Origin of the sequence: Paenibacillus gorillae, from assembly GCF_000513275.1 — a bacterium.
GTDB classification, from domain to species: domain Bacteria; phylum Bacillota; class Bacilli; order Paenibacillales; family Paenibacillaceae; genus Pristimantibacillus; species Pristimantibacillus gorillae.
In genome coordinates this window covers 69,100-88,986 of sequence record NZ_CBVJ010000076.1, presented here as the reverse complement: position 1 = coordinate 88,986, position 19,887 = coordinate 69,100, and the positions used below count along the sequence as shown (strand labels likewise).

At 50.6% G+C, this 19,887-nt stretch carries 20 protein-coding genes, 1 pseudogene and 1 other annotated feature; of the genes and pseudogenes, 11 read left to right on the top strand and 10 right to left on the bottom strand.

Features of this window, described 5'->3' with window-relative positions; all coding sequences use genetic code 11:
• Window positions 1–35 precede the first annotated feature (35 nt).
• Entirely contained in the window at window positions 36–2,585 is a 2,550-nt protein-coding gene (locus TY10_RS13290) for a septation ring formation regulator EzrA (RefSeq protein ID WP_042164210.1), read from the top strand.
• Between the two features lie 26 nt (window positions 2,586–2,611).
• Window positions 2,612–2,959 carry a hypothetical protein gene (locus TY10_RS13285; protein WP_202903182.1) on the top strand — a complete coding sequence of 116 codons (348 nt, stop codon included), beginning with the start codon at window positions 2,612–2,614 and terminating at the stop codon, window positions 2,957–2,959.
• Between the two features lie 83 nt (window positions 2,960–3,042).
• Here the strand turns inward: TY10_RS13285 and TY10_RS13280 are convergent, their stop codons facing one another.
• Both TY10_RS13280 and TY10_RS13275 read right to left on the bottom strand, forming a co-directional pair.
• Window positions 3,043–3,342 carry a DUF6509 family protein gene (locus tag TY10_RS13280; protein ID WP_042164208.1) on the bottom strand — a complete coding sequence of 100 codons (300 nt, stop codon included), beginning with the start codon at window positions 3,340–3,342 and terminating at the stop codon, window positions 3,043–3,045.
• Between the two features lie 31 nt (window positions 3,343–3,373).
• Window positions 3,374–4,291, bottom strand: a complete 918-nt coding sequence (locus TY10_RS13275) for an RluA family pseudouridine synthase (RefSeq protein ID WP_042164206.1) — start codon at window positions 4,289–4,291, stop codon at window positions 3,374–3,376.
• Between the two features lie 219 nt (window positions 4,292–4,510).
• Between TY10_RS13275 and TY10_RS28870 the strand changes: the two genes are divergently transcribed.
• Together TY10_RS28870 and TY10_RS13265 are read left to right on the top strand one after the other, a co-directional pair.
• Window positions 4,511–6,070 (top strand): stalk domain-containing protein, encoded by a 1,560-nt coding sequence (locus tag TY10_RS28870; protein WP_155985855.1) that lies wholly within the window; start codon window positions 4,511–4,513, stop codon window positions 6,068–6,070.
• Between the two features lie 149 nt (window positions 6,071–6,219).
• The gene (locus TY10_RS13265; protein WP_042164204.1) at window positions 6,220–8,043 is read left to right on the top strand and encodes a B12-binding domain-containing radical SAM protein; all 1,824 of its coding nucleotides are present in this window, start codon (window positions 6,220–6,222) and stop codon (window positions 8,041–8,043) included.
• A 445-nt stretch (window positions 8,044–8,488) separates the two neighbouring features.
• Here TY10_RS13265 and TY10_RS31540 read toward each other — a convergent pair whose 3' ends face one another.
• The 4 genes from TY10_RS31540 to mnmL form a co-directional block, all read right to left on the bottom strand.
• Window positions 8,489–8,647: a hypothetical protein gene (locus TY10_RS31540; protein WP_155985854.1), complete on the bottom strand. Its 159-nt coding sequence runs from the start codon at window positions 8,645–8,647 to the stop codon at window positions 8,489–8,491.
• 607 nt (window positions 8,648–9,254) lie between these two features.
• Window positions 9,255–10,235, bottom strand: coding sequence for a type I phosphomannose isomerase catalytic subunit (locus tag TY10_RS13260; RefSeq protein WP_042164202.1), 981 nt, complete (start codon window positions 10,233–10,235; stop codon window positions 9,255–9,257).
• Window positions 10,236–10,305: 70 nt separating this feature from the next.
• Window positions 10,306–10,890, bottom strand: coding sequence for a tRNA 5-(aminomethyl)-2-thiouridylate-methyltransferase MnmM (gene mnmM / locus TY10_RS13255; RefSeq protein ID WP_042164199.1), 585 nt, complete (start codon window positions 10,888–10,890; stop codon window positions 10,306–10,308).
• A 1-nt stretch (window position 10,891) separates the two neighbouring features.
• Window positions 10,892–11,851: a tRNA modification radical SAM protein MnmL/YtqA gene (mnmL, locus tag TY10_RS13250; RefSeq protein WP_042164196.1), complete on the bottom strand. Its 960-nt coding sequence runs from the start codon at window positions 11,849–11,851 to the stop codon at window positions 10,892–10,894.
• Between the two features lie 269 nt (window positions 11,852–12,120).
• Here mnmL and TY10_RS13245 point away from each other — a divergent pair, with 269 nt between their 5' ends.
• Complete coding sequence (locus TY10_RS13245) at window positions 12,121–12,327, top strand: hypothetical protein (protein WP_042164194.1); 207 nt, start codon at window positions 12,121–12,123, stop codon at window positions 12,325–12,327.
• Window positions 12,328–12,455: 128 nt separating this feature from the next.
• Complete coding sequence (gene trmB / locus TY10_RS13240) at window positions 12,456–13,238, top strand: tRNA (guanosine(46)-N7)-methyltransferase TrmB (RefSeq protein WP_042164191.1); 783 nt, start codon at window positions 12,456–12,458, stop codon at window positions 13,236–13,238.
• Window positions 13,239–13,274: 36 nt separating this feature from the next.
• Here the strand turns inward: trmB and TY10_RS13235 are convergent, their stop codons facing one another.
• Window positions 13,275–13,835: a phosphatase PAP2 family protein gene (locus tag TY10_RS13235; RefSeq protein ID WP_042164188.1), complete on the bottom strand. Its 561-nt coding sequence runs from the start codon at window positions 13,833–13,835 to the stop codon at window positions 13,275–13,277.
• A 163-nt stretch (window positions 13,836–13,998) separates the two neighbouring features.
• Entirely contained in the window at window positions 13,999–14,355 is a 357-nt protein-coding gene (locus TY10_RS30440) for a hypothetical protein (RefSeq protein ID WP_155985853.1), read from the bottom strand.
• Window positions 14,356–14,411: 56 nt separating this feature from the next.
• Between TY10_RS30440 and TY10_RS13230 the strand changes: the two genes are divergently transcribed.
• The 4 genes and pseudogenes from TY10_RS13230 (at window position 14,412) to rplT (ending at window position 17,052) form a co-directional block, all read left to right on the top strand.
• Entirely contained in the window at window positions 14,412–15,650 is a 1,239-nt protein-coding gene (locus tag TY10_RS13230) for a glycosyltransferase family 2 protein (RefSeq protein WP_042164185.1), read from the top strand.
• A gap of 67 nt (window positions 15,651–15,717) precedes the next feature.
• Window positions 15,718–15,861, top strand: a sequence feature (ribosomal protein L20 leader region).
• Window positions 15,862–15,920: 59 nt separating this feature from the next.
• Complete coding sequence (gene infC / locus TY10_RS13225) at window positions 15,921–16,418, top strand: translation initiation factor IF-3 (RefSeq protein ID WP_042164182.1); 498 nt, start codon at window positions 15,921–15,923, stop codon at window positions 16,416–16,418.
• Window positions 16,419–16,438: 20 nt separating this feature from the next.
• Window positions 16,439–16,639: a 50S ribosomal protein L35 gene (gene rpmI / locus TY10_RS13220; protein ID WP_015842912.1), complete on the top strand. Its 201-nt coding sequence runs from the start codon at window positions 16,439–16,441 to the stop codon at window positions 16,637–16,639.
• Window positions 16,640–16,691: 52 nt separating this feature from the next.
• Window positions 16,692–17,052: pseudogene (rplT, locus tag TY10_RS13215) on the top strand (50S ribosomal protein L20).
• A 465-nt stretch (window positions 17,053–17,517) separates the two neighbouring features.
• Here the strand turns inward: rplT and TY10_RS13210 are convergent.
• Window positions 17,518–18,183, bottom strand: a complete 666-nt coding sequence (locus TY10_RS13210; RefSeq protein WP_042164173.1) for a hypothetical protein — start codon at window positions 18,181–18,183, stop codon at window positions 17,518–17,520.
• A gap of 284 nt (window positions 18,184–18,467) precedes the next feature.
• On the opposite strand from TY10_RS13210, the gene TY10_RS13205 reads away from it, so the two are divergent.
• A complete protein-coding gene (locus tag TY10_RS13205) occupies window positions 18,468–18,914 on the top strand; it encodes a hypothetical protein (RefSeq protein WP_042164171.1) in 447 nt (148 codons plus the stop codon).
• Window positions 18,915–18,920: 6 nt separating this feature from the next.
• On the opposite strand, the gene TY10_RS13200 is transcribed toward TY10_RS13205, so the two are convergent.
• A complete protein-coding gene (locus TY10_RS13200; protein ID WP_042164169.1) occupies window positions 18,921–19,397 on the bottom strand; it encodes a GNAT family N-acetyltransferase in 477 nt (158 codons plus the stop codon).
• Between the last annotated feature and the right edge of the window lie 490 nt (window positions 19,398–19,887).

Below are 19,887 nucleotides of genomic sequence, written 5' to 3'. Positions count from 1 at the left end.
TTCATTCGTTGCAGGATGTGGAGGAGGGTTCTCTTTTGAAAAGATTCATTTTGCTGCTGCCGCTTATTCTGATGCTGGCTGTGGCTTTGCCCGGGGCATTGTTTGCCGCAGCTGTACCGGATAAGCCGGAAGGCCATATCAAGGACGCCGCAGCGATGCTTGACGAAAGCCGGCTGGATGAACTGGAGCAGGCCGCTCAATCGGGTTTATACCAGTTTTATGTACTGACCATTAACAGTCTGGACGGGGAGGATTCCGCAGCATTTGCCACCAAGGCTTATAAAACGTGGAAGCTTCACACGGGTGATGTGCTGCTCGTCATTTCCAAGCAGGAAAGACGGATCGAGATGAACTTCAACAATCCCGGTCTGCAGGCTGCGATTGAACAATTGCCTAACGATTACGACGGCAATGGCGACGGTACGGAGTCGAAGCTGACCGAGCTCGTTAATTTGCACTTTATCCCTTCGGCGAAAAATGGAGATTTCGTTCAGGCTTCGATTTCGCTGATGGAGGCCGTCAATGTGCTGGAGGCTCCGCCGATTGCGGAAACGCCAGATGATGATGATGATGATGAGACCGGAGCTGTCGGATCAGGAGGCAGCGGTGCATCCCAAGGCAATGGCGGAAGCGGAGGGTCAGATCGGCCGATCGTAACGAATCCGTCTGTAAATCAGCAGCCTGTGCTGGAACATTCCAGGTCACAGCAAGGATCGGGTTTTGTGTGGGTGCTTGTGGTTTGCGCTTTAATTGGCGCATTGTGGGCAGCCGCTGTTTCTTTCTTCAAGCTGCGCAAGCTTGCGCGTCAGAAGGAAAGAACCGGCCGGTTGATGGTTGAGGTGGAGAATGCCAATGCCGATCTGAAGCCATTTGTCGGGTTGACGCAGGGGAAAACCGAGCAGCTTGTCGCATCAATCGATCAAAGCTTGTCGGAACTGCTTGTTGGTCTTGATCAACTGCGGACTAAAGCGGAGAGCGAGCGCATATTCCCGCTTCACTATCCGAAGCTGAATGCAGTGCACAACGCGCTGAAAGCGGCGCTTGACGGCTCGGAATCGAAGCTGTCGAAGCTGCGCGGTGAGATTGGCCGCATTGTGGAGGCTGATGCGAATGTACGCAAGACGACGGATGATCTGCATGAACGTCTGCCGGAGCTGCGCAAGCAGACGGACGAATGGCGTAACCGGCTGTCGTATTCGCTTCAGCTCATTTATACGGAGCTCGACCGGCTGGCCGTCAAGCTGGAGGAGGCGGACCGCCTCGAAGTATTCGATCCCATTGAAGCCAATCGGATTGCCACCGAAAGCTGGACGGACAGCGGTACGCTGCTTGGGCATATCGGTTCTATCGAGCGTTATATGAGCAAGCACCGTGATTTTGCTGCCGTAACTGCAGAACGAAGAGCTGAAATCGAACGGATTACGGATGAGAATGGAATCCGCAAAGCAATTATGCGGCTTAATCCTTTTGCGCTGCTGGATCAAGCCCGCGTAATGATGGAGAAGCTGAATGAAAGGCTTCGCGAAGGCGCGATGGACGAGGTGATTCAGCTTGGCGATGAAGCGGACCGGCTTTTGGCCGAGGCTGTCGGCATTGCAAACCGGCAAGCGGAGCTGAAGAAGCTGAACCGTAAAGATATCGATTACTTGGAGGAGAAGCAGAAGCCATTCCAGCAAGATATTTCGGAGCTGGAGCAGCAATTCAGCTATATCCGCTCGACCTATTCGCGGCATCATTGGCTTCAGCTATACGAACGGTTTGAACAAATGAAGGCAGATGTTCAAGAAGCTGCCCACCAGCTGCCTGAGCTGAATCTATTAACCGGAGACAGTGAACAGCATTATGACCGTGCGCGCGAGCTGATTGACGGCTGGCTCAGCCGATATCATGAATGTGATGATACGATTGCCGATTGCCGAGGAGTCTTCCGTGAACTGGACGAACGGCAGCAGCGCGTGAAACGGTCGGTCGACAGCCTTTGGAGCCAGTTCGATGGCATTCAAGCGCTGGTTAGACGAGAAGCTTTGCCGCTCAATCAGGGCTGGCAGCAATCCTACTCCGTCATTGAAGAATCATATGGCAAGCTGAGCCGCGTTCTGTCGCAGCCGCCGCTCCAAATGGATGAGATCGAAAGCGAGCTTCAGCAATTCGAAGGCGATATCCATGCGCTTCAGGGGCAAGTGAACCGGAAGCTGGAGGAGAAGCGGGAAGCCGAGCGCCGTATACGCGAAGCCCAGGCGATGTATGACAACGTCTACCGCAGAGCGGGCTCGAAGATCAACCGCCATACCTATAGCAGCAACTTTAATTCATTGAGCGAGCATACGAAGCAGATGATCGCGGCAGGCATGTACGCTCAAGCGATTAGTGAAATGGCCGGTCTAACCCGGATTGTGGATCAGATGCACCGGGATTATGAAGCGGTAGAAGCAGAAGAGCGCAGAGCAGAGATGATGAGGCAGCAACAACAGCAGCATTCATCCTCCTCCTCAAACCATTCCTCCGGCGGAGGATCATGGGGTTCGGGCTCCGGCGGGGGCAGCTCCAATAACGGAGGCAATTCGTCGGGAGGCTCTAACTGGTAGCTTTAGTATAAGGAGAGAGAACGTATATGTTGGAATTGGCTATCGATTTATACCGGGATTGGAATGACACGGTAAAAGAAATATTTCGTGGCTCAGGCTATCCGCTGCCGGATGGCTTGAGTGACAAGGAAATCGGCGTCGCCTATTTCATGCAGAGTGCACAATCGGAAGAGGAAGCGGAGAAGCTGCACGAAGCTAATGCACAGCGAATTATTGGCTTGCAGCAGACGATTCAGGAGAACTTCGAGCAGGTTATTTTGCCCGATATTCGCAATCGCACGGGTTATACAGGCAATTCCTTCTCGTTCAAGTGGGTATATAACAACGGGGAGCATATTATTGAAGAGCATTCTTCGTATCGCATTCCTTTATAGAAACAAATGAAAAAACGCTCGCAGCTTATCCATTAAGGGATGGCTGCGAGCGTTTTGGTTTCGTTCAGTCCAGCAGAGCCATATTACTCGGCTTCCCGGTAATGCTCGGCGCAAAAAGCGGCGAGCTCTTCCAGCTCATCGTCCTCGAGCTCAAAGTCGAGATGGCGATCCGTTTCTTTTTCAATCAGATCATGCTTGACGATGGAGCCGTTACCGTCTTCTACGCCGTAGACGACACGTAAATAAATGCCTTTGGCAGAATAGAGCTCATCCTCCTCGTCCAAGTCGAGATCAATCAGAAATTCATAGCGCCGTCCAGCCAAAATACCAAACGGATCTTTCACAAATTCAACGCTGTAGGCTGTAACCGTTAAGAGTTCCATGTTTTTGTTGTCCTCCATTGTAAATGTCTGTTTATTTCTCGCCCTTAAATGGACTATTGAACAGCTTTGGAATGCCAGTATCAAACCGCATCAGCTTGCCAGATGACGGATGCTCGAAAGCTAGTACGCGGGCATGAAGGCCGAGCCGTGGAATTGGTTTCGTTTTTGAGCCGTATTTTTTGTCCCCGACGACCGGATGGCCAATATCCTCCATATGTACGCGAATCTGATTTTTCCTTCCCGTCTCCAGATGAACCTCAAGCAGCGAAAACTGCCTTCCAGCCTGAAGCAGCTTATAATGGGTTACGGCGAGTTGTCCGTCATTCGGACGTTCGCTGGAATACATGCGCAGCGTGCTTGTTTCCTTCAGCCAGGATTTAATCGTTCCCTCGTTTTTCTTGACTGTGCCTTCTACCAGGGCGACATAGGAGCGCTCCTTGACGATTTCCTGCCAATTGGTCTGAAGCTTCTGTTGAACGGCTTCGCTTTTGGCAAACATCATGACGCCTGACGTATCCCGGTCAAGCCGGTGTACGACAAATATCCGGCTTTTCGGATCGTTTACCCGCACATGGGCAGTTAATTGACGGTATGCGGTCAAGTCGGCCTCTTTATCTGAGGCAATCGACAGCAGACCAGAATCTTTATTGACGATGATGAGATCATCATCCTCATGCAAAATTACGAGTCCGGCCAGCGGAACGGTCTCCGCAGTCCCCTCCTTGCGAATCGTGACGACTTGTCCCGGCTTCAGCAAGTAATTGTATTTCGTCTCGGCGCGTTCGCCGACAAATACTTGTCCGCGTGCAAGCAGTGATTTGATCGAGTTGCGGCCTTGATTGAGATGGGTGATGAGAAAAGAGAGCAGTTCCGCTTCCTCGTTGACCTGATATTTCCGGTCAGGCGAGCTGGATTTCGGTTTGGCGGAGCTGAACGGTTTCTTGGGCATTGCTGACAACCTCCTGCATGTTCCTTGCTGCAATCACTATATCATGATTGGGTTATCAATACTATTGGGGATGCCCCAAGCGGGCCCTCTGTACCCTCCTATTTAGGCTGTCAATCTATGAAAACCGTTTTCATAGACAAACAGCCAGCCGGAGTGTTACGATAATAGAACTTGTGAAGCCATTATGGCAATGTAGTAAAAAAATGGAGGATTACCGCTGTGAGAACACTACGATTGAAAATGCTGTTAAGCACTTGTATTACGGCGAGCTTGCTGCTCGCGCCGCTGTCCGGCGGGATTGCCAATGCCGCTGTCGCTCCTGTCTCAAGCGCAACCAAGCTTGCTGCTCCAGCAACGATAGCGAAGCCGATCTCCGTCTATGTCGATGATAAAAAGCTGACGCTCACGACGGCTCCTTTTACGCAAGATGGTGTTACTCTCGTACCAATGCGTCCGATTTTCGATGCGCTCGGCGCAAACGTATCCTGGGAAGCCACAACAGAGACGATTATCGGATCTAAATTCGGCGTAAGCATCTCGCTTAAAGTCGGCAAGAAAACGGCAATCGTCAACGGAAAGCCGGTTAAGCTTGATGCTGCTCCGCTCGTCCGGAATGGCGTTACATATGTGCCAGCCCGCTTTATCGCGGAGGCGCTGGATGCGAATGTGAAATGGAACAGCAAGGATTCGTCGATCCGCATTACGACGAAGGAATATGAGAATTGGAAGCTGTATCAGCAAATTATGAAGGATGCCGAAGCGAGCCGAGTGAAGCTGACGACGGCACAATTGGTAGAGGAGTATGATGACAGTGTTGTCACGATTACGACCAACCGCGCATTGGGCAGCGGCATCGTCGTAGGGAAGTATTGGATTCTAACCAATTATCATGTGATGGAGGATGCATCCTCTGCAACTGTTGTAACTTTAAACGGCGATGAGCTGGAAGTGGCAGGCGTTGCCGCGGCGAACGAGAAAGCCGACTTGGCAATCATCCAGATGAAAGAGCCGCTGGATGCTACTCCGGTAAGCTTGGGTTATGACCTCTTTTCCCGAAAGGGCGATAAGGTAATTGCGATCGGCAGTCCGCTGGGCTTGCAAAATACAGTGTCCGACGGCTTGATCAGCAATTTCATATATGAGAACGGCGTCCGTTATATCCAGACGAGTGCGCCAATCGATCATGGCAGCTCCGGCGGTGCCTTGTTCAATGAATACGGTGAATTGATCGGTATCACTTCTGCTGGTATCACGTCGAATGCAGACCTGAACTTTGCAGTAGCGGTTAGTCATGCGACGCTAATGCTTGGTAATTTGGGCAATAAGCCTGCTGCCAATGTGAAGTTTCTCGACCCGACACTTCCTGCAACGCTGGTAGGCGAATCAGAGGATACGATTCGGAAATTGATGGACAAGCATTTCTCTGCTGTTCAAATGCAAGACGGTACGGCGAAATTTACCGATTGGTCAGTAAAACGCGATTCTGAGGGCTGGCTCGTTATTTCGGCCAATATCGATCCTTCGTTCTACATGCAGTATGGAAGCTCGATTGCAGCCGAACTGCGCTCTTGGTCAATTAATATCGGCGCTGAGCTGAACCGGATGCTTCCAGATGAGAAGATCCAGTTCCTGGTCAAGTTTGACCGGACTTACGGCTTCAAGCCGCGCGGCTATGCGGCAGACGAAGTGACGGACTTAGGCAATGACAAATGGCGCTTGGCATTTACGGTAGTCGATCTGCAAGTGAAAAACTCGCTGATCATTAAAGTTAGAGATTAACGCTATCATTCATTTTTTTGCATAGATTATATAGAGTGGAGGTCCCCTCGGCATAGGTGCTGAGGAGGGCCTCTTCTTTTTTGCCCGGCTATTCGGTACAATGGTAGTGATTTTGGTTCACTTAGATTTGAAGTTAGAGAGGTAATGCTATGAAAGTTGTTTTGAGCACCCTAAATGCTAAATATATTCACACGTCACTGGCGCTTCGTTGTCTGAAGGCGTACAGCGAAAAAGACTTTGATATCGATATTGCCGAGTATACGATTAAAGATCCGGCGATGAACATCGTCTCCGATCTCTATTCCCGTAATCCTGATGTTGTAGGCTTTTCCTGCTATATTTGGAATATCGAAGAGACGATTACGGTAATCGGCATGCTGCGTAAAATCAACCCGAAGCTGAAGATCGTGCTTGGGGGACCGGAGGTCAGCTATGATACGGAGTTCTGGATGGAACGAATTCCGGAGGTCGATTTCATTGTCGTGGGTGAAGGGGAAGAGACCTTCCACCATCTGCTTACCGAGCTGAACGGGGCTTCCAAGTTCCACATGGTATTCGGTTTGGCCTATCGGAAGCAGCGTGCGGACCGGGTCGAGATTCTCGTCAATCCGGGCCGTCCGAAGCTGGACCTTGCTACGCTGCCGTCGCCTTACCGGTTCAAGGAGGATATTCCGACGCTGGCGAACCGTATCGTCTATTTTGAGACGAGCAGAGGCTGTCCGTTCAGCTGCCAATTCTGTTTGTCGAGTATTGAGGTAGGCGTTCGTTATTTCGATATGGACCGCACGAAGGCAGATATTTTATATCTGATTGATTCCGGTGCCAAGCTGATTAAATTCGTCGACCGTACGTTCAATATTAAGCGGGATTACGCTCTCGAAATGTTCCAGTTTCTTATCGAGAACCATCGCGGCTGCGTGTTTCAGTTTGAGATTACGGCGGACATTATGCGTCCCGAGGTGCTGGATTACTTGGCCGAGCATGCACCGCCGGGTGTATTCCGGTTCGAGATCGGCGTGCAGTCAACGAATGACCCTACTAACCTTGCTGTACAACGCCGCCAAAACTGGTCGAAGCTCGTTCGTACCGTGACGAAGGTGAAGGAGTCGGGCAAGATCGACCAGCACTTGGACTTGATTGCCGGATTGCCTTTGGAAAATTACGAGACGTTCAGCGGTACATTCAATGATGTATTTGCTCTTCGTCCGGAGGAGCTGCAGCTGGGCTTTTTGAAAATGCTCCGCGGTACAGGCCTTCGCCGTGACGCCGACAAATGGGGCTACATTTACATGGATCAATCGCCTTATGAGATGCTGGGCAATGATCTGATGCCTTTTGGCGACATCGTGCGAATTAAGCGGGTAGAGGATGTTCTTGAAAAGTATTGGAATGCGCATCGGATGGACCGTACCCTGCTCTACTTGGTGGACAATGTTTTCCCGTCGGCGTTCGCCTTTTTCCAGACGTTTGGGGACTACTGGGAAGCGCGCGGCTGGCAAAAGATCGGTCATCAGCTGGAAGACTTGTTCTCCCGTCTCTGGGCGTTCCTTCAAGAGTATAAAGCGCATGACGAGGCTTCCGGCGGCGGCAAGCTGGATCTGGAGGTCGTGCTTGGCTTGATGAAATACGACTTCTTCCTGAACCATAACTATAAGCCGCGTAAAACGTGGTGGGAGTTCACGATGGAGAAGTCGGTATGGGGCAGTTGGATGCGTCTTCTCCTGGAGCGTCCGGAGGACGTCTCGGCAGAGTTTGCGCAGCATCGCCTGTCCGAGAAGGAGTTGCATAAGCATGCGGTCATCGAGACGCTGCCATTCGATTTGGCTGCATACTTGGAGACCGGAGAGCTTCGCAAGGACAGTGCAACGCTGCTTGCCGTGCTCTATGCGCTAGATGGCAGCGGCGGCAGCAAGCCGGTTCCGAAGCCTTATATGTTGAAAATAAGCGGCGCGGCGCAAATTGCCGGCGCTTAGAGTGAAACAGCTTCGCAGGGATTGCTCCTGCGAAGCTGTTTTTCGTCGGTGACTAGGTTGCAGGGCTACAAATTCGGTTTTTCCTTGAAGTTTGTATTCTGCGGGACTATGTCCGGGTGGGGAGTAGCGAACCAGGTTCGTTATATAAGGAAGCTCGCTTCGCTATATGAGGGGTTATGCAGACCATGTTTGCGAATAGCGAAGTGAATTTCGCTGTTCGCGAACCTACCTTCGCGGAAAGCGAAATTCACTTCGTTAAGTGCTTGCAAGGTGCTTTATTAAGCTCCAACAGCGAAAATAGGTTCGCAAAAAAGCGAACCAGCTTCGCTCGAACGCTGTCGCTGCCCCCAGCGCTGCCGCTTGTCTGCCACACGGTATGCCGCCGGATCGCCGCACAAGTTGTAGCTGGGACTGCCGTACGGTATGCCGCTGTTCGCCGTACGTGTTATAGCTCGAGCTGACGTACGATTTGCCGCCGGATGGCTGCACGTGTTGTAGCTCGGATTGCCGCATGGTATGCCGCAGGCTCGCCAGACGTGTTGTTGTCACGCGGACTGTGCATAGTTTGCTGCTTAAGCTGTTGCACAACGCTACCGTTCGACATTATCATTTTGGTGCTCTCACTATGACGACACTAGTAAAGTTCGCTGATTCGTTGGAATGTACAAATCAAAATGTAAAAGTACATTTTGTTTGGCGCTTTTTCGCCGATTTGTCGCTTCAAAATGCAAATGTGCAGGTTGATTGGCGTAAAAAGTCCCCAAATGGGAGATTTGGCAGTTTTCAAATGCACTTTTGCATTTTGATCGATATTTGAGGCAATTTGGGGGTCATCAAAATGTATTTTTGCATTTTGTTCCACACGTGGAACGAGCAAGCGCGCATACGCGGTTGCTCGTGCGAGGGAGCCGGCTGATTGGACCGCCCTGAAGGCAAAGTCACAAGGTTTGTTCGCCGACGTGCGACCGAGTACCGAGTACCGCGTGCCGCGTGCCGCGTTGGTGCGGAAAGAGAACAATTATGCAGAGCAGCCACACTAAGCAAAGCTTTAAACACCGCAGCCGCTGCCTTGGCTAGCCGCTCCCGGCAACTCTGCATCGCTCTCGATATCAGACGCGCGATGCTCGGTGCCCGGTCATACTTCGAAGGTCACACGCTCGTAAAATAAGAGCCCGATGCATCAGCATCGGGCTCAATTCATTTAATCTGTATTAAGCAGGAACGACGCTGCGAAGCACCGTCATCGAGCCGTCCAGCTCATAGCCGCCGAGGTTCGCAGGAAGCAGGAAGCATTCGCCTGCTTTTACGTCCAAGCTGCCGTCTGCCCAGTTCAGCTTGCCGCTGCCTTCTGCAACGACAACGATAACGAAGCTTTCAGCTGTTGTCGAGTAAGCAGCTTTGGAAGCGACGATCCCTTTTTCAACGATGAAGTAAGGGGAGGATGCGATCGTCAGCCATTCGCCATCGGCGATGCCTTCAGTCGTCATGCGGCTTGCGCCCGAGCCCTCGTAGGCGATAACATTCAGCGAATCCTCGATATGGAGCTCGCGCAGCTCGCCGTCGAGGCCGAGGCGGTTATAGTCGTACAAGCGGTAGGTCGTATCCGAGTTTTGCTGGATTTCTGCTACTACTACACCAGCGCACAACGCGTGAACCGTACCTGCTGGGATGTAGAACGCATCGCCCGCTTTGACGGAAACCTCTTGCAGAGTGTCCGTAATACGGCCTTCGGATATAGCGGCTTCCATTGCTGCACGGTCAACGCCGTCTTTCAAGCCGTAGATGATTTTCGCGCCTGGCTTCGCATCAAGGATGTACCACATTTCGGTTTTGCCCAACTCGCCGGCAGGCAGGCCAGCGTAGTCGTCTGTAGGGTGAACTTGAACCGACAGATCGTCATTGCAGTCCAGCAGCTTGATCAAGAGCGGGAAACGGCCGTTTTTCTCGGAAAAGCCTTTCGTTCCGAAAAACTCGCGGCCATAGGACTCGCGGATTTCATCCAGTCCTTTGCCAGCCAGCTCGCCATTTACGACCTTTGTCGTACCGTTCGGGTGATCGCCGATCATCCAGCCTTCGCCAATCGAGCCTTCAGGAAGCGTCAGGCCGAATTGCTCCAGTGCGCGTCCTCCCCAGATACGTTCTTTCATTTCTGGTTGAAATTGAAGCGGGTAAGGTTTTACGTTTGCAGTCATGAATTTCTCTCCCTGTTTGTTGGTTTGTTTAATAGCAATTGATTGTGTTGTTAAACTGTTAATTAGCAGTCTAGCGCTGTCTTCTCTCGACGGCTACCAGATAAGGTGCGGTTGTTCGCTGCGGCTGCCGATAGACGACGGCAGCCGCGAGGGAACCCGGCAGCTGTGAAGCCCAAGCTTCAACGGCTGCGGCTTCCAGTTCACCGCCAGGATGTCCAGGGTAAAGCACGCAGGTAACGATGCCTCCGGGGCGGAGAAGCGACAACGCAGCGTCTAAAGCATTAATAGTCGTCTCTGGCTGCGTAATGACAGATTCATCGCCTCCCGGCAAATAGCCGAGGTTGAACATGACAGCCGCCACTTTCCCATGCGCGTCGTCATCTACAGCCGCGGCCATTTCGGCATGGCTTTGAAGCAGCAGCCGGAGCCTGGGCAGCCGGCCTTCCGGTTCCAAGGCGGCAAGCCGTTCCTGCGTCCGATCTAGCGCCTCCTGTTGAATATCGAAAGCGTACACGGTTCCTCCAGATCCCACCAGAGAAGCCAGCGCCAGCGTATCAACGCCGCCGCCTGCGGTAGCGTCGATAACGATATCGCCAGAGCTCGTCCGCTCGCCAATCCATTTATGAGCCATGCTCAGGACAGAGAGGAAACCCATGCTAGCTGTTCCCCCAGAGCTTGCCTTGCCAAGTATCGCGGCGTTTCAGCTCGTCGTCGATGGCATTGAGCACTTCCCATTTCTTCAGGCTCCAGGTGGGTCCAATCAGCAAATCGCGAGGCGCGTCGCCAGTTAGACGATGAACGATCATCTCCGGCGGCAAAAACTCCAGCGAATCGACAATGAGCTTCACATATTCGTCCTGCTCCAGGAAACGAAGCAGTCCAGCTTCGTACTGGCGAACCATCGGTGTCTTGCGCATGAGGTGAAGCAGGTGGATTTTGATCCCCTGTACGTCCATCTGTGCGACGGCGCGGCCGGTATCCAGCATCATTTCATGTGTTTCTTGCGGCAGGCCGTAGATAATATGGGCACAGACGCGAATGCCGCGCTCACGCAGCCGGCGTACCGCATCCAGATAGCATTCGGTGTCATGGGCCCGGTTAATCAGCGTCGAGGTCGATTCATGAATCGTCTGAAGACCCATTTCAACCCAGAGGTAAGTCCGCTCGTTCAACTCGGCCAAGTAGTCCACGACGTCATCGGGCAAACAATCGGGGCGGGTTGCGATGGATAATCCAACAACTCCCGGCTGCTGTAAAATCTCTTCATAATACTCGCGCAGCTCTTCAACCGGCGCGTAAGTATTGGTATAAGCTTGAAAGTAGCCGATGTACTTGGCATCCGGCCATTTCAAATGCTGGCGGTCGCGAATCGTATTGAACTGCGTGACCAGATCGTCACGGCGTCTGCCTGCAAAATCGCCTGATCCCCGCGCGCTGCAGAACGTGCAGCCGCCTTTGGCGATCGTGCCGTCACGGTTGGGACAAGTAAAGCCCGCGTCGAGCATGACTTTGAACACCTTGCCGCCGAACTGCTCGCGCATCTCGTAATTCCATGTATGAAATCGTTTATCGCCCCACAGCTGCGGCTGCTGAGGCGTCATTTGCAATGCGTTCATTCATTCTCCTTCTTCCTTGAAAGGCTGCCCCTCTATTTTATCGGAAATCGCGTTGAAATGCCATGCCGGATTGCTTCAGGTACTGGTTAAAATTAGCTGGAAAAATAAAACGTTTTCAAGAAAAATAGGCTTGATAAACCTTACATCATCTGTTATATTAAAAGTGTGAAAAGACAATAAAAAAACCTTACATGCCTTAATCGTAGCGATTGTCATAGAACGTCGATTAACTGGAAATGCTGTATAAAAAATCGATGAGGTGATATGAAATGAGTCAAACGACTAAAATTCCGCATGGCGATGAGAAAGTTACGGTTGAGTTAACGGTGAAAGAGCTGATGGTGCTTAGCGGCGTCCGCTTTCCCAATAATCATCATCTAGAAGTGTCGGCACGCAAAAAACTGAACGAGGTGCTCGAGGAGACGTTCGAAATCGAGCCGAGCGGCAGCCCGATCAATTACCAGATGCTCACCTAATTCCATATTCGCAAATTAGCCGCAGGGTCTCCTGCGGCTTTTCTATTTGCCGTCAACCCTTTACATGGGAGGCGGTCTTGGGGCAAAATAAGAATCAGTTTAATGGAGTCTAGGAGGACAAGATCAGTATGCGTCTAAGAGGAAGAAAAGGAATACGTGAAAGCATAGAAGCGCAGCCGGAGTTGGTCGTATTGGACGCCGCCCCGCATAAAGGCAAGTGGCGCGAGTTTTTCGGCAATGACAATCCGATCTATATCGAGCTGGGTATGGGCAAAGGCAGATTTATCAGCCATATGAGCGCCCGCAATCCGGAAATTAACTTTATCGGTGTCGATATGTATGACGAATTGATTCGCCGTGCCAGCGAGAAGGCTCGAGCGGTATGGGAGGAAAAAGGGGAAGAAAGCCCGCCTAATCTGGCGCTGCTCCGTGCGAATATCGAGCATATCGAGAATATGTTCGAGCCGGGAGAATTAGAGCGGATTCATCTGAATTTCAGCGATCCATGGCCAAAAGGAAAACACGCCCGCCGCAGACTGACACATCCGCGTTTTCTCGCGAAATATGCGCAGCTGCTGAACGAGCGCGGTGAGATTCATTTTAAGACTGATTCGCAGTCTCTATTCGAGTTTTCACTGAACAGCTTTGCCGAAGTCGAAATGCAGCTTCGCAACATTTCGCTTCACCTTCATAAGGACGGACCGCGAGAGGATCTCGTGTTCACCGAATATGAAATGAAGTTCATGGGCAAAGGCCAGCCGATCTACCGGCTAGAGGCCGTGATCGGCGAAACCGCGCTGGAGCAATACCGTACCAGCAAGCGAGAGGCTGCGAGCCGTGAAGCGGCGGCTGCGGAAGCCGCTGAAGCTGCGGAAGCCGCAGGGCAAGCCGATGGGGAAGAAACGGAGTAACAGTAAGCGACATTGAGCTGGAACTCCAGAATGAAGCTAGATCGGAGTCACCCAGTTATATTCGACCGCGATGGCTGTCAGCGTGCCGATAAGCGCGCCGACGGCCACGTCGGAAGGATAATGCAGGCCCAGATACATCCTCGACCAGCCCACCGATACCCCGATAATTACCGCAACTGGAAGCGCGATGACGAACCAGGGGCCGCTCGCCGCAACCAGCGGTATGAGCCAAGCAAAGATAGCGGTCGTATGACCGGAAGGGAAAGAGGAGTCCACTAGCGGCTTCCTGCCCGTATTCATTCCCTCCAGCGCCTGATAAGGGCGCAGCCTCTTGAATTTTCTTTTTACGATAAACACAGGAAAATGACTGATAACGACTGCGGTAAAGCAATGCCAGCCCGTTGTGTTCCAAGGAGCCGGAGCGAGGAGCGCGAAGAGCAGCGAGCTCAAAACGGTGAACGTAGCACCGCCCATATGGGTTACCGTAGACAGCCATTTGCCCAGCCATCGGTGCAACCTTCTGTGCCCCCGCCGTTGATTCGCCCAGACGATGAACTCCTGTTCGCGGGTTCTCAGCCATTCTATCATTCGTCTCATCCGTATCCTCCTAATAAATCATCGAGGGCAAAGCTCGATTCGCACACATTATACCCGATATTACGACGAAAATGTTTAAAAAATAATAAGTTGTGTATTTGAAATTTATATGAAGGCTTTACGTATTACAAAACGGCCCGATTGGTAAAGCTTATATGGAAGACTAGGCCTTCAGGGTCATCCGGTTCACGGTTTCGACACAATACGCCGTCCGCAGGGTTAGAAACTTTTTCGCAACTTTTCTCGTATGTAAGGTCGGAAGTGCTAAAAAATCAGCAAATGGATGAAAATAAGGGCGACGCGCCGCAAAAGGAGGTAATTGTGATATTGATGCGCCATGGAAGCGTTTTTCCGGTTGGAAAATGCATATTGGCGGCAAATTACGGTTTTGACAAAGATGGTCATTGTGTGGAAAATCAGATAGGTCGCAGAACGCTTCCAAATAGATAAAGCGCTGTACACAGACAAGAGAGAGAGTAATAAAGAGCTTGTCGGGGCCGCCGGCATTTCTTTTGGGCATGTACGACGGTGATCAGAACAAGCAATTAAAAAGGGGTCTCAAGGGGGCAGTACCGAATGTTCAATACGATAATGTTTGTGTTTCAAATCGGCTTTGCATTGTTAGGTCTGTATCAGCTGTTTCTAACGTTTTTCGGCTGGAGCAGGAAGAAAGAGGATTTATCCCATGCGCCGCAAAAGAAATTCGCACTGCTTATCGCGGCCCATAATGAAGAGCAAGTCGTTGGTGCATTAATCGAGAATTTGCTGAAAATGAAATACCCTCGCGAGCTGTACGATATTTTCGTCATTTGCGACAACTGCACAGACGGAACGGTCAAAGTCGTGAACAGCTATGACGGCGTCTACGCCTGTGAACGGGTGAACACGAATCAGCGCGGCAAAGGCTACGCTGTGGAGTGGATGCTTAAAGAGCTGTGGAAGATGCCGAAAAACTATGATGGCGTTTGTATTTTTGACGCTGACAACCTGGTGGCAACCGACTTCCTGCAGTACATGAACAACGATCTTTGCAACGGAAACCGCGTCATTCAAGGTTACTTGGATACGAAGAACCCGAACGACTCGTGGGTTAGCTCCGCGAATGCGATCAACTACTGGTTCTGCAACCGGTTGTGGCAGCTGCCGCGCACGAACTTGAAGCTCGCTAACTTTTTGGGCGGCACCGGTATGTGCTTTGAAGCCAAGCTGCTGAAGGAAATGGGCTGGGGTGCAACGAGCCTCGTAGAGGATCTGGAGTTCACAGTTCGTTGTATTAAAAGGGGCATCTATCCGAAATTCAACTTTGAAGCGAAAGTATTTGACGAAAAGCCGATCACGTTCCAAGCTTCCGCACGTCAGCGGCTGCGCTGGATGCAAGGCCATTTCGACGTTACCCGCAAATATATGCTGCCGCTGTTGTGGCAGGGCATTAAAGAAGGCAGCTGGACGAAGATCGACGCTGCGCTGTATGTTTTCAATGCTTATAACTATCTGGCCGGCTTTTTCATCACAACGATCGTCTGGGGCGATATCTTCTTGTCCGGCGGCGACAATGTGACTTCGGTATACAACATGCTGCCGATATGGCTGAGCATCCCGTACATGCTGTATATATTCACGCAAATCCCGCTTTCGATGTACATGGCGAAAGTCGACTGGAAGCTGTACCTGCGGATTCCGACGTTCCTGTTGTTCACACTGTCGTGGTGGCCGATTACGGTTCACGCCTTTTTCACGCAAAACAACAAGAAGTGGAGCCATACGCAGCACACGCGTGTTATCCGGCTGGAAGAAGTACAAAGCAAGCAGTTGTAAAAGGGTTGACACCCATATGACAGCTATGATATATTAACTCGGTAGCAGTTTTGAAAAGATGAATAGTACGCACAAGAAGAAGCACCCGCTTCTCACCTTTCGGCAACGCTGACTGGTTTGCGATAATCGATTGTTATCGAACATTTCGTTATGAAATGCTGAGAACGGTTATGGAATGCGGGTTCGCGTGAACCCGCATTTTTTATTTTCTTGTAACTATAAACGATTATTCCACTTTGGAGGTGGCACGTTATTAGCAGAGAACATCAAATCAACGATGAGATCCGGGCTAGAGAAGTACGCCTTGTTGGCGCAGAAGGTGAGCAAATCGGCATTAAATCAATTCGTGATGCTATGCAAATGGCAATTGATTTAAACCTGGATCTGGTGAACGTCGCTCCTACGGCTAAGCCGCCGGTATGTCGCATTATGGACTACGGCAAATTCCGTTATGAGCAGCAGAAGAAAGAGAAGGAAGCTCGCAAAAATCAAAAAATCGTCGACTTGAAGGAAGTTTGGTTCCGTGCGAATATCGATGAGCATGACTACCAGACGAAATTCCGTAACGTCGTGAAATTTTTGAATGAAGGCGACAAGGTCAAAGCTTCCGTTCGGTTCCGTGGGCGTGAAATCGCCCATGCGTCGATCGGCCAGAAGATTCTGGACCGTCTGTCGCAAGAGGTTGCCGAAATATGCAGCGTTGAACGTGCACCGAAGCTGGAAGGCCGGAGCATGATTATGATTTTGGCACCAAAAAGCAACACTTAATTTAAGGGAGGATAAACGACATGCCTAAGATGAAAACACACAGCAGTCTGAAAGACCGCTTCAAAATTACCGGTACTGGTAAAGTAAAACGCTATAAAGCGTACCGCAACCACTTGCTGTCCCACAAATCGGGACGTCAAAAACGTGTACTTGCTGGCCAACCGCTTATGGCTGCTGGCGACGTTCGCCGCATTCAGCAAGGTCTCGCTAACCTGAAATAGTATTGTACGACCATTATAAAAAGCAAATTCAACTTACAGGAGGTTTCCACTCATGGCAAGAGTTAAAGGCGGTTTTGTCCGCACTCGTCGTCGGAAAAGAATTCTAAAGCTAGCTAAAGGTTATTTCGGTTCGAAACATCGTCTGTTTAAAACAGCGAAGGAGCAAGTAGGTAAATCCCTGCTGTATGCTTACCGTGACCGTCGTGCGAAAAAAGCGCGACTTCCGCAGACTGTGGATCGTTCGTATCAACGCGGCTGCTCGCCTGAACGGCTTGTCGTACAACAAATTCATGTACGGCTTGAAACTGGCTGGCGTAGAAGTAAACCGCAAAATGCTTGCTGACCTGGCTGTTAACGACATCAACTCGTTCAACTCCCTTGCAGGCGTTGCAAAAGCGAAAATCAACGCTTAGTATTGACTAAGCGATATCGAAGAGGTTGTCCCGGGAGGGGACAACCTCTTCTTTTTTTATGTGCGCTGGCCGGTGCTCTGGGGGGCATGTACGCCTGCACGCTGAAGCGTAGGCATATTGGTCTTTAAAAGTAATTTATCTTTGCCTCTGCCCTCTACTGATGGCAAATCCGCATACTGAACATACCTAGCGCAAAAAGTTACTTTATTATGTCATTGTTTTCTCTAATTAGACCCTGTTTATCGTGAAACGAAGTTTTAAGGTATAAAAGTAAACAGTAGCGGAAATTGATTTCGCAATAGAGAAAAAACTTCACTTATATCCCTAGAAGCAAGCAAAAAGAGCCAATCCCCATATAAATTAAAGAAAAAATATCATGATACAGCGAAGGAGATTTCTTTAAGCAGCTTGAACTGCAAACTTGATATGTTTGGGGTGCGAAGATAACATGGCGCGTACTCTCCATTACTCAACAAAGTTGTTCAGATGATAGCAGGTAATCCGTTTCGCATCGGGAGAGGCGCATGTAAGCATTCCCTCATCCAATAGTTTGCGCAGCCAGTTGCCCGCCGTCCGATTTGAAATTTGAAAAAGCTTGGCAACATCGTCTGGCCGGATTTTACCATCCCTGCTTATAGCGAACTGGGTAATGAGCTGCTTTTTGATTTCCCATAGCTGAAGATGATCACCGCTTTGGGGGCCGTATGTCCGAGACCACCAGTAGCCGATAGCTTGCATAAGCGTCTGGCGGCAGCGCTCGGGCTGATGCTCGACTTGCCAAGCGGAAAAACGAAGCAGCAGCCATCCTGAAAGGATCAGATCGTTCTGACGCGACAGGTGATCGTTAAATTCGCCGTGGTTAATATCCCGCGCATGAGTGGTAAATCCGTCTACCTCAACTAGTAAGCGAGTGCCATTACGGGTATACACAAAATCGGCAAAACGCTGGCCCCCCTTATAATCGCGAAAAGGGAATTCCGCCGTTAATCCTTCGTAACGGTAGTTAAAGGCAGGGCCCCATACCTGCTCCAGAAACAGCAGTTCCATTCGGCCCAGCTTGCTGCGAAGCTTGCCATTCTGCACAGCTTCGCGTTCATAGGCTTCAACAAATCGGGATAGTTCGTAATGCATCTCAACGCCTCCTCAATGATAATCTGGGGAATAAAAAAACACCCGGGCCTAAAGCGTCAAATACGCCAAGGCCGGGGTGTGCTTCACTCCCTGCAATATGCAGTAATTGTATGCGATTTCCATCAGGAAGACAATATGTTCGTACTAAATAGACTATGCGAGAATAACCCCCCGCCTTCTCCAACATATACCCATATCCATTCCCATTCCTATCGGACAAACAAACAAGCAAATAGATTTAAAGCGAATAAACTATAGAACAACGGGGAAGGGAGGGATTTGGCATGGGTAATGTCACTAAGGAACGGGCAAAGCAGTTGATCGGCAAAACAATTTACGCGTTGCGCAAAGATGGTTCTGTCGTGAAAGGCAAACTCGTTCGGGTGCATAACAACAAGCTCGTCATTGCTCCGCTGAGGAAAAAGACCAAAGGCAAAACCGTTCATACAAAGGGGTTTTTGCTCCCGCTTGTATTGTTTGATCTGCTAGCAATCGGGACGCTTTCATTCTTCGGCGGAGGCGGAGGCGGAGGCTGCGGCTGCGGAGGCGGAGGCTGCGGTAAATGTGGGGGCGGCTACGGCGGCGGCTACGGAGGCGGATATGGCATAAAAAACTACAATAGCGGAGGCTATGGCGGCGGTTATGGCCAAGGCTACGGTCAAGGCTATGGCGGAGGCTACGGCGGTAATTATGGCCAAGGCTATGGTCCTCAAGGCTATAACGGCTACTAATACGAACTAGATTCCAGACTGAGGCTGGGGCGGAGCAAGCGTCTTAACCATCTCGTAGCAGCGCAATTCAGGATCATATCGGACAGCTTGATAACCAAGCCGGGTGTAAAAGCGTTGTGCTTTTGTATTGATATCATCCACAAAAAGTTTTGCGTGTGTGCACTGATGCGTTGAGCCGTATGCTTCGCAGCTGGCCATCAGTTTTTTACCCCATTCCCGATTGCGATGATGAGGATGGGTGACGAGCATATCGATGTAGAGAAGCGGACCATACTGTTCAAAATGAACAAATCCGTACGGTTTTGAGGTCTTGCCCGCAGCTGCAACATAAGTTTTGCCAGTCCGGAAACGGACAGGCAGCTCACGTACAGCATGTGCATCAAGCGGGTGAACGGAATGGGCAAGGGGCATTAATTCCGTGCGAATTAATCTGAATATCTCGGAATCATCGGTTCTGGAGTTTCGCATTCGAATCGTTGGCATCAACAAAACAATCCTTCCTGCTTAGGAATGAGATTGCCAAAAACGGCTATACTATCATATGTGCATTTAGGCGCTGGCGGAACGTGTCCGTATTTTTTGGAATTGTCCGTTGGAATGTTCTTGACGTAAGAGAATTGACGGAATATAATGAAAGCAATCTTATTTTTTATATGTCATCGGCAATGATGAGGACGAAGTATTAAGGGCTCTTTTGCTCAGAGAGTGGACGGATTTGCTGCAACCGTCGCCAGAATCCCTTTTTGCGAGCTCACCTCGGAGCTGTTTCCCTGAAAAGCAATTTGCGTATTAGGGGAAATCGCAAGGCACGCGTTACTGTGCCACAGGTATGGACGTTTTGTGCACACACGTTCTTACCTATTGAGGTTATACATCGAGAGATGTATAACGAATTTGGGTGGTACCACGGAAGTTCAACCTTTCGTCCCTCGAGTCTTCGATTTATGCGAAGCAAGAGGGGCGGAAGGTTTTT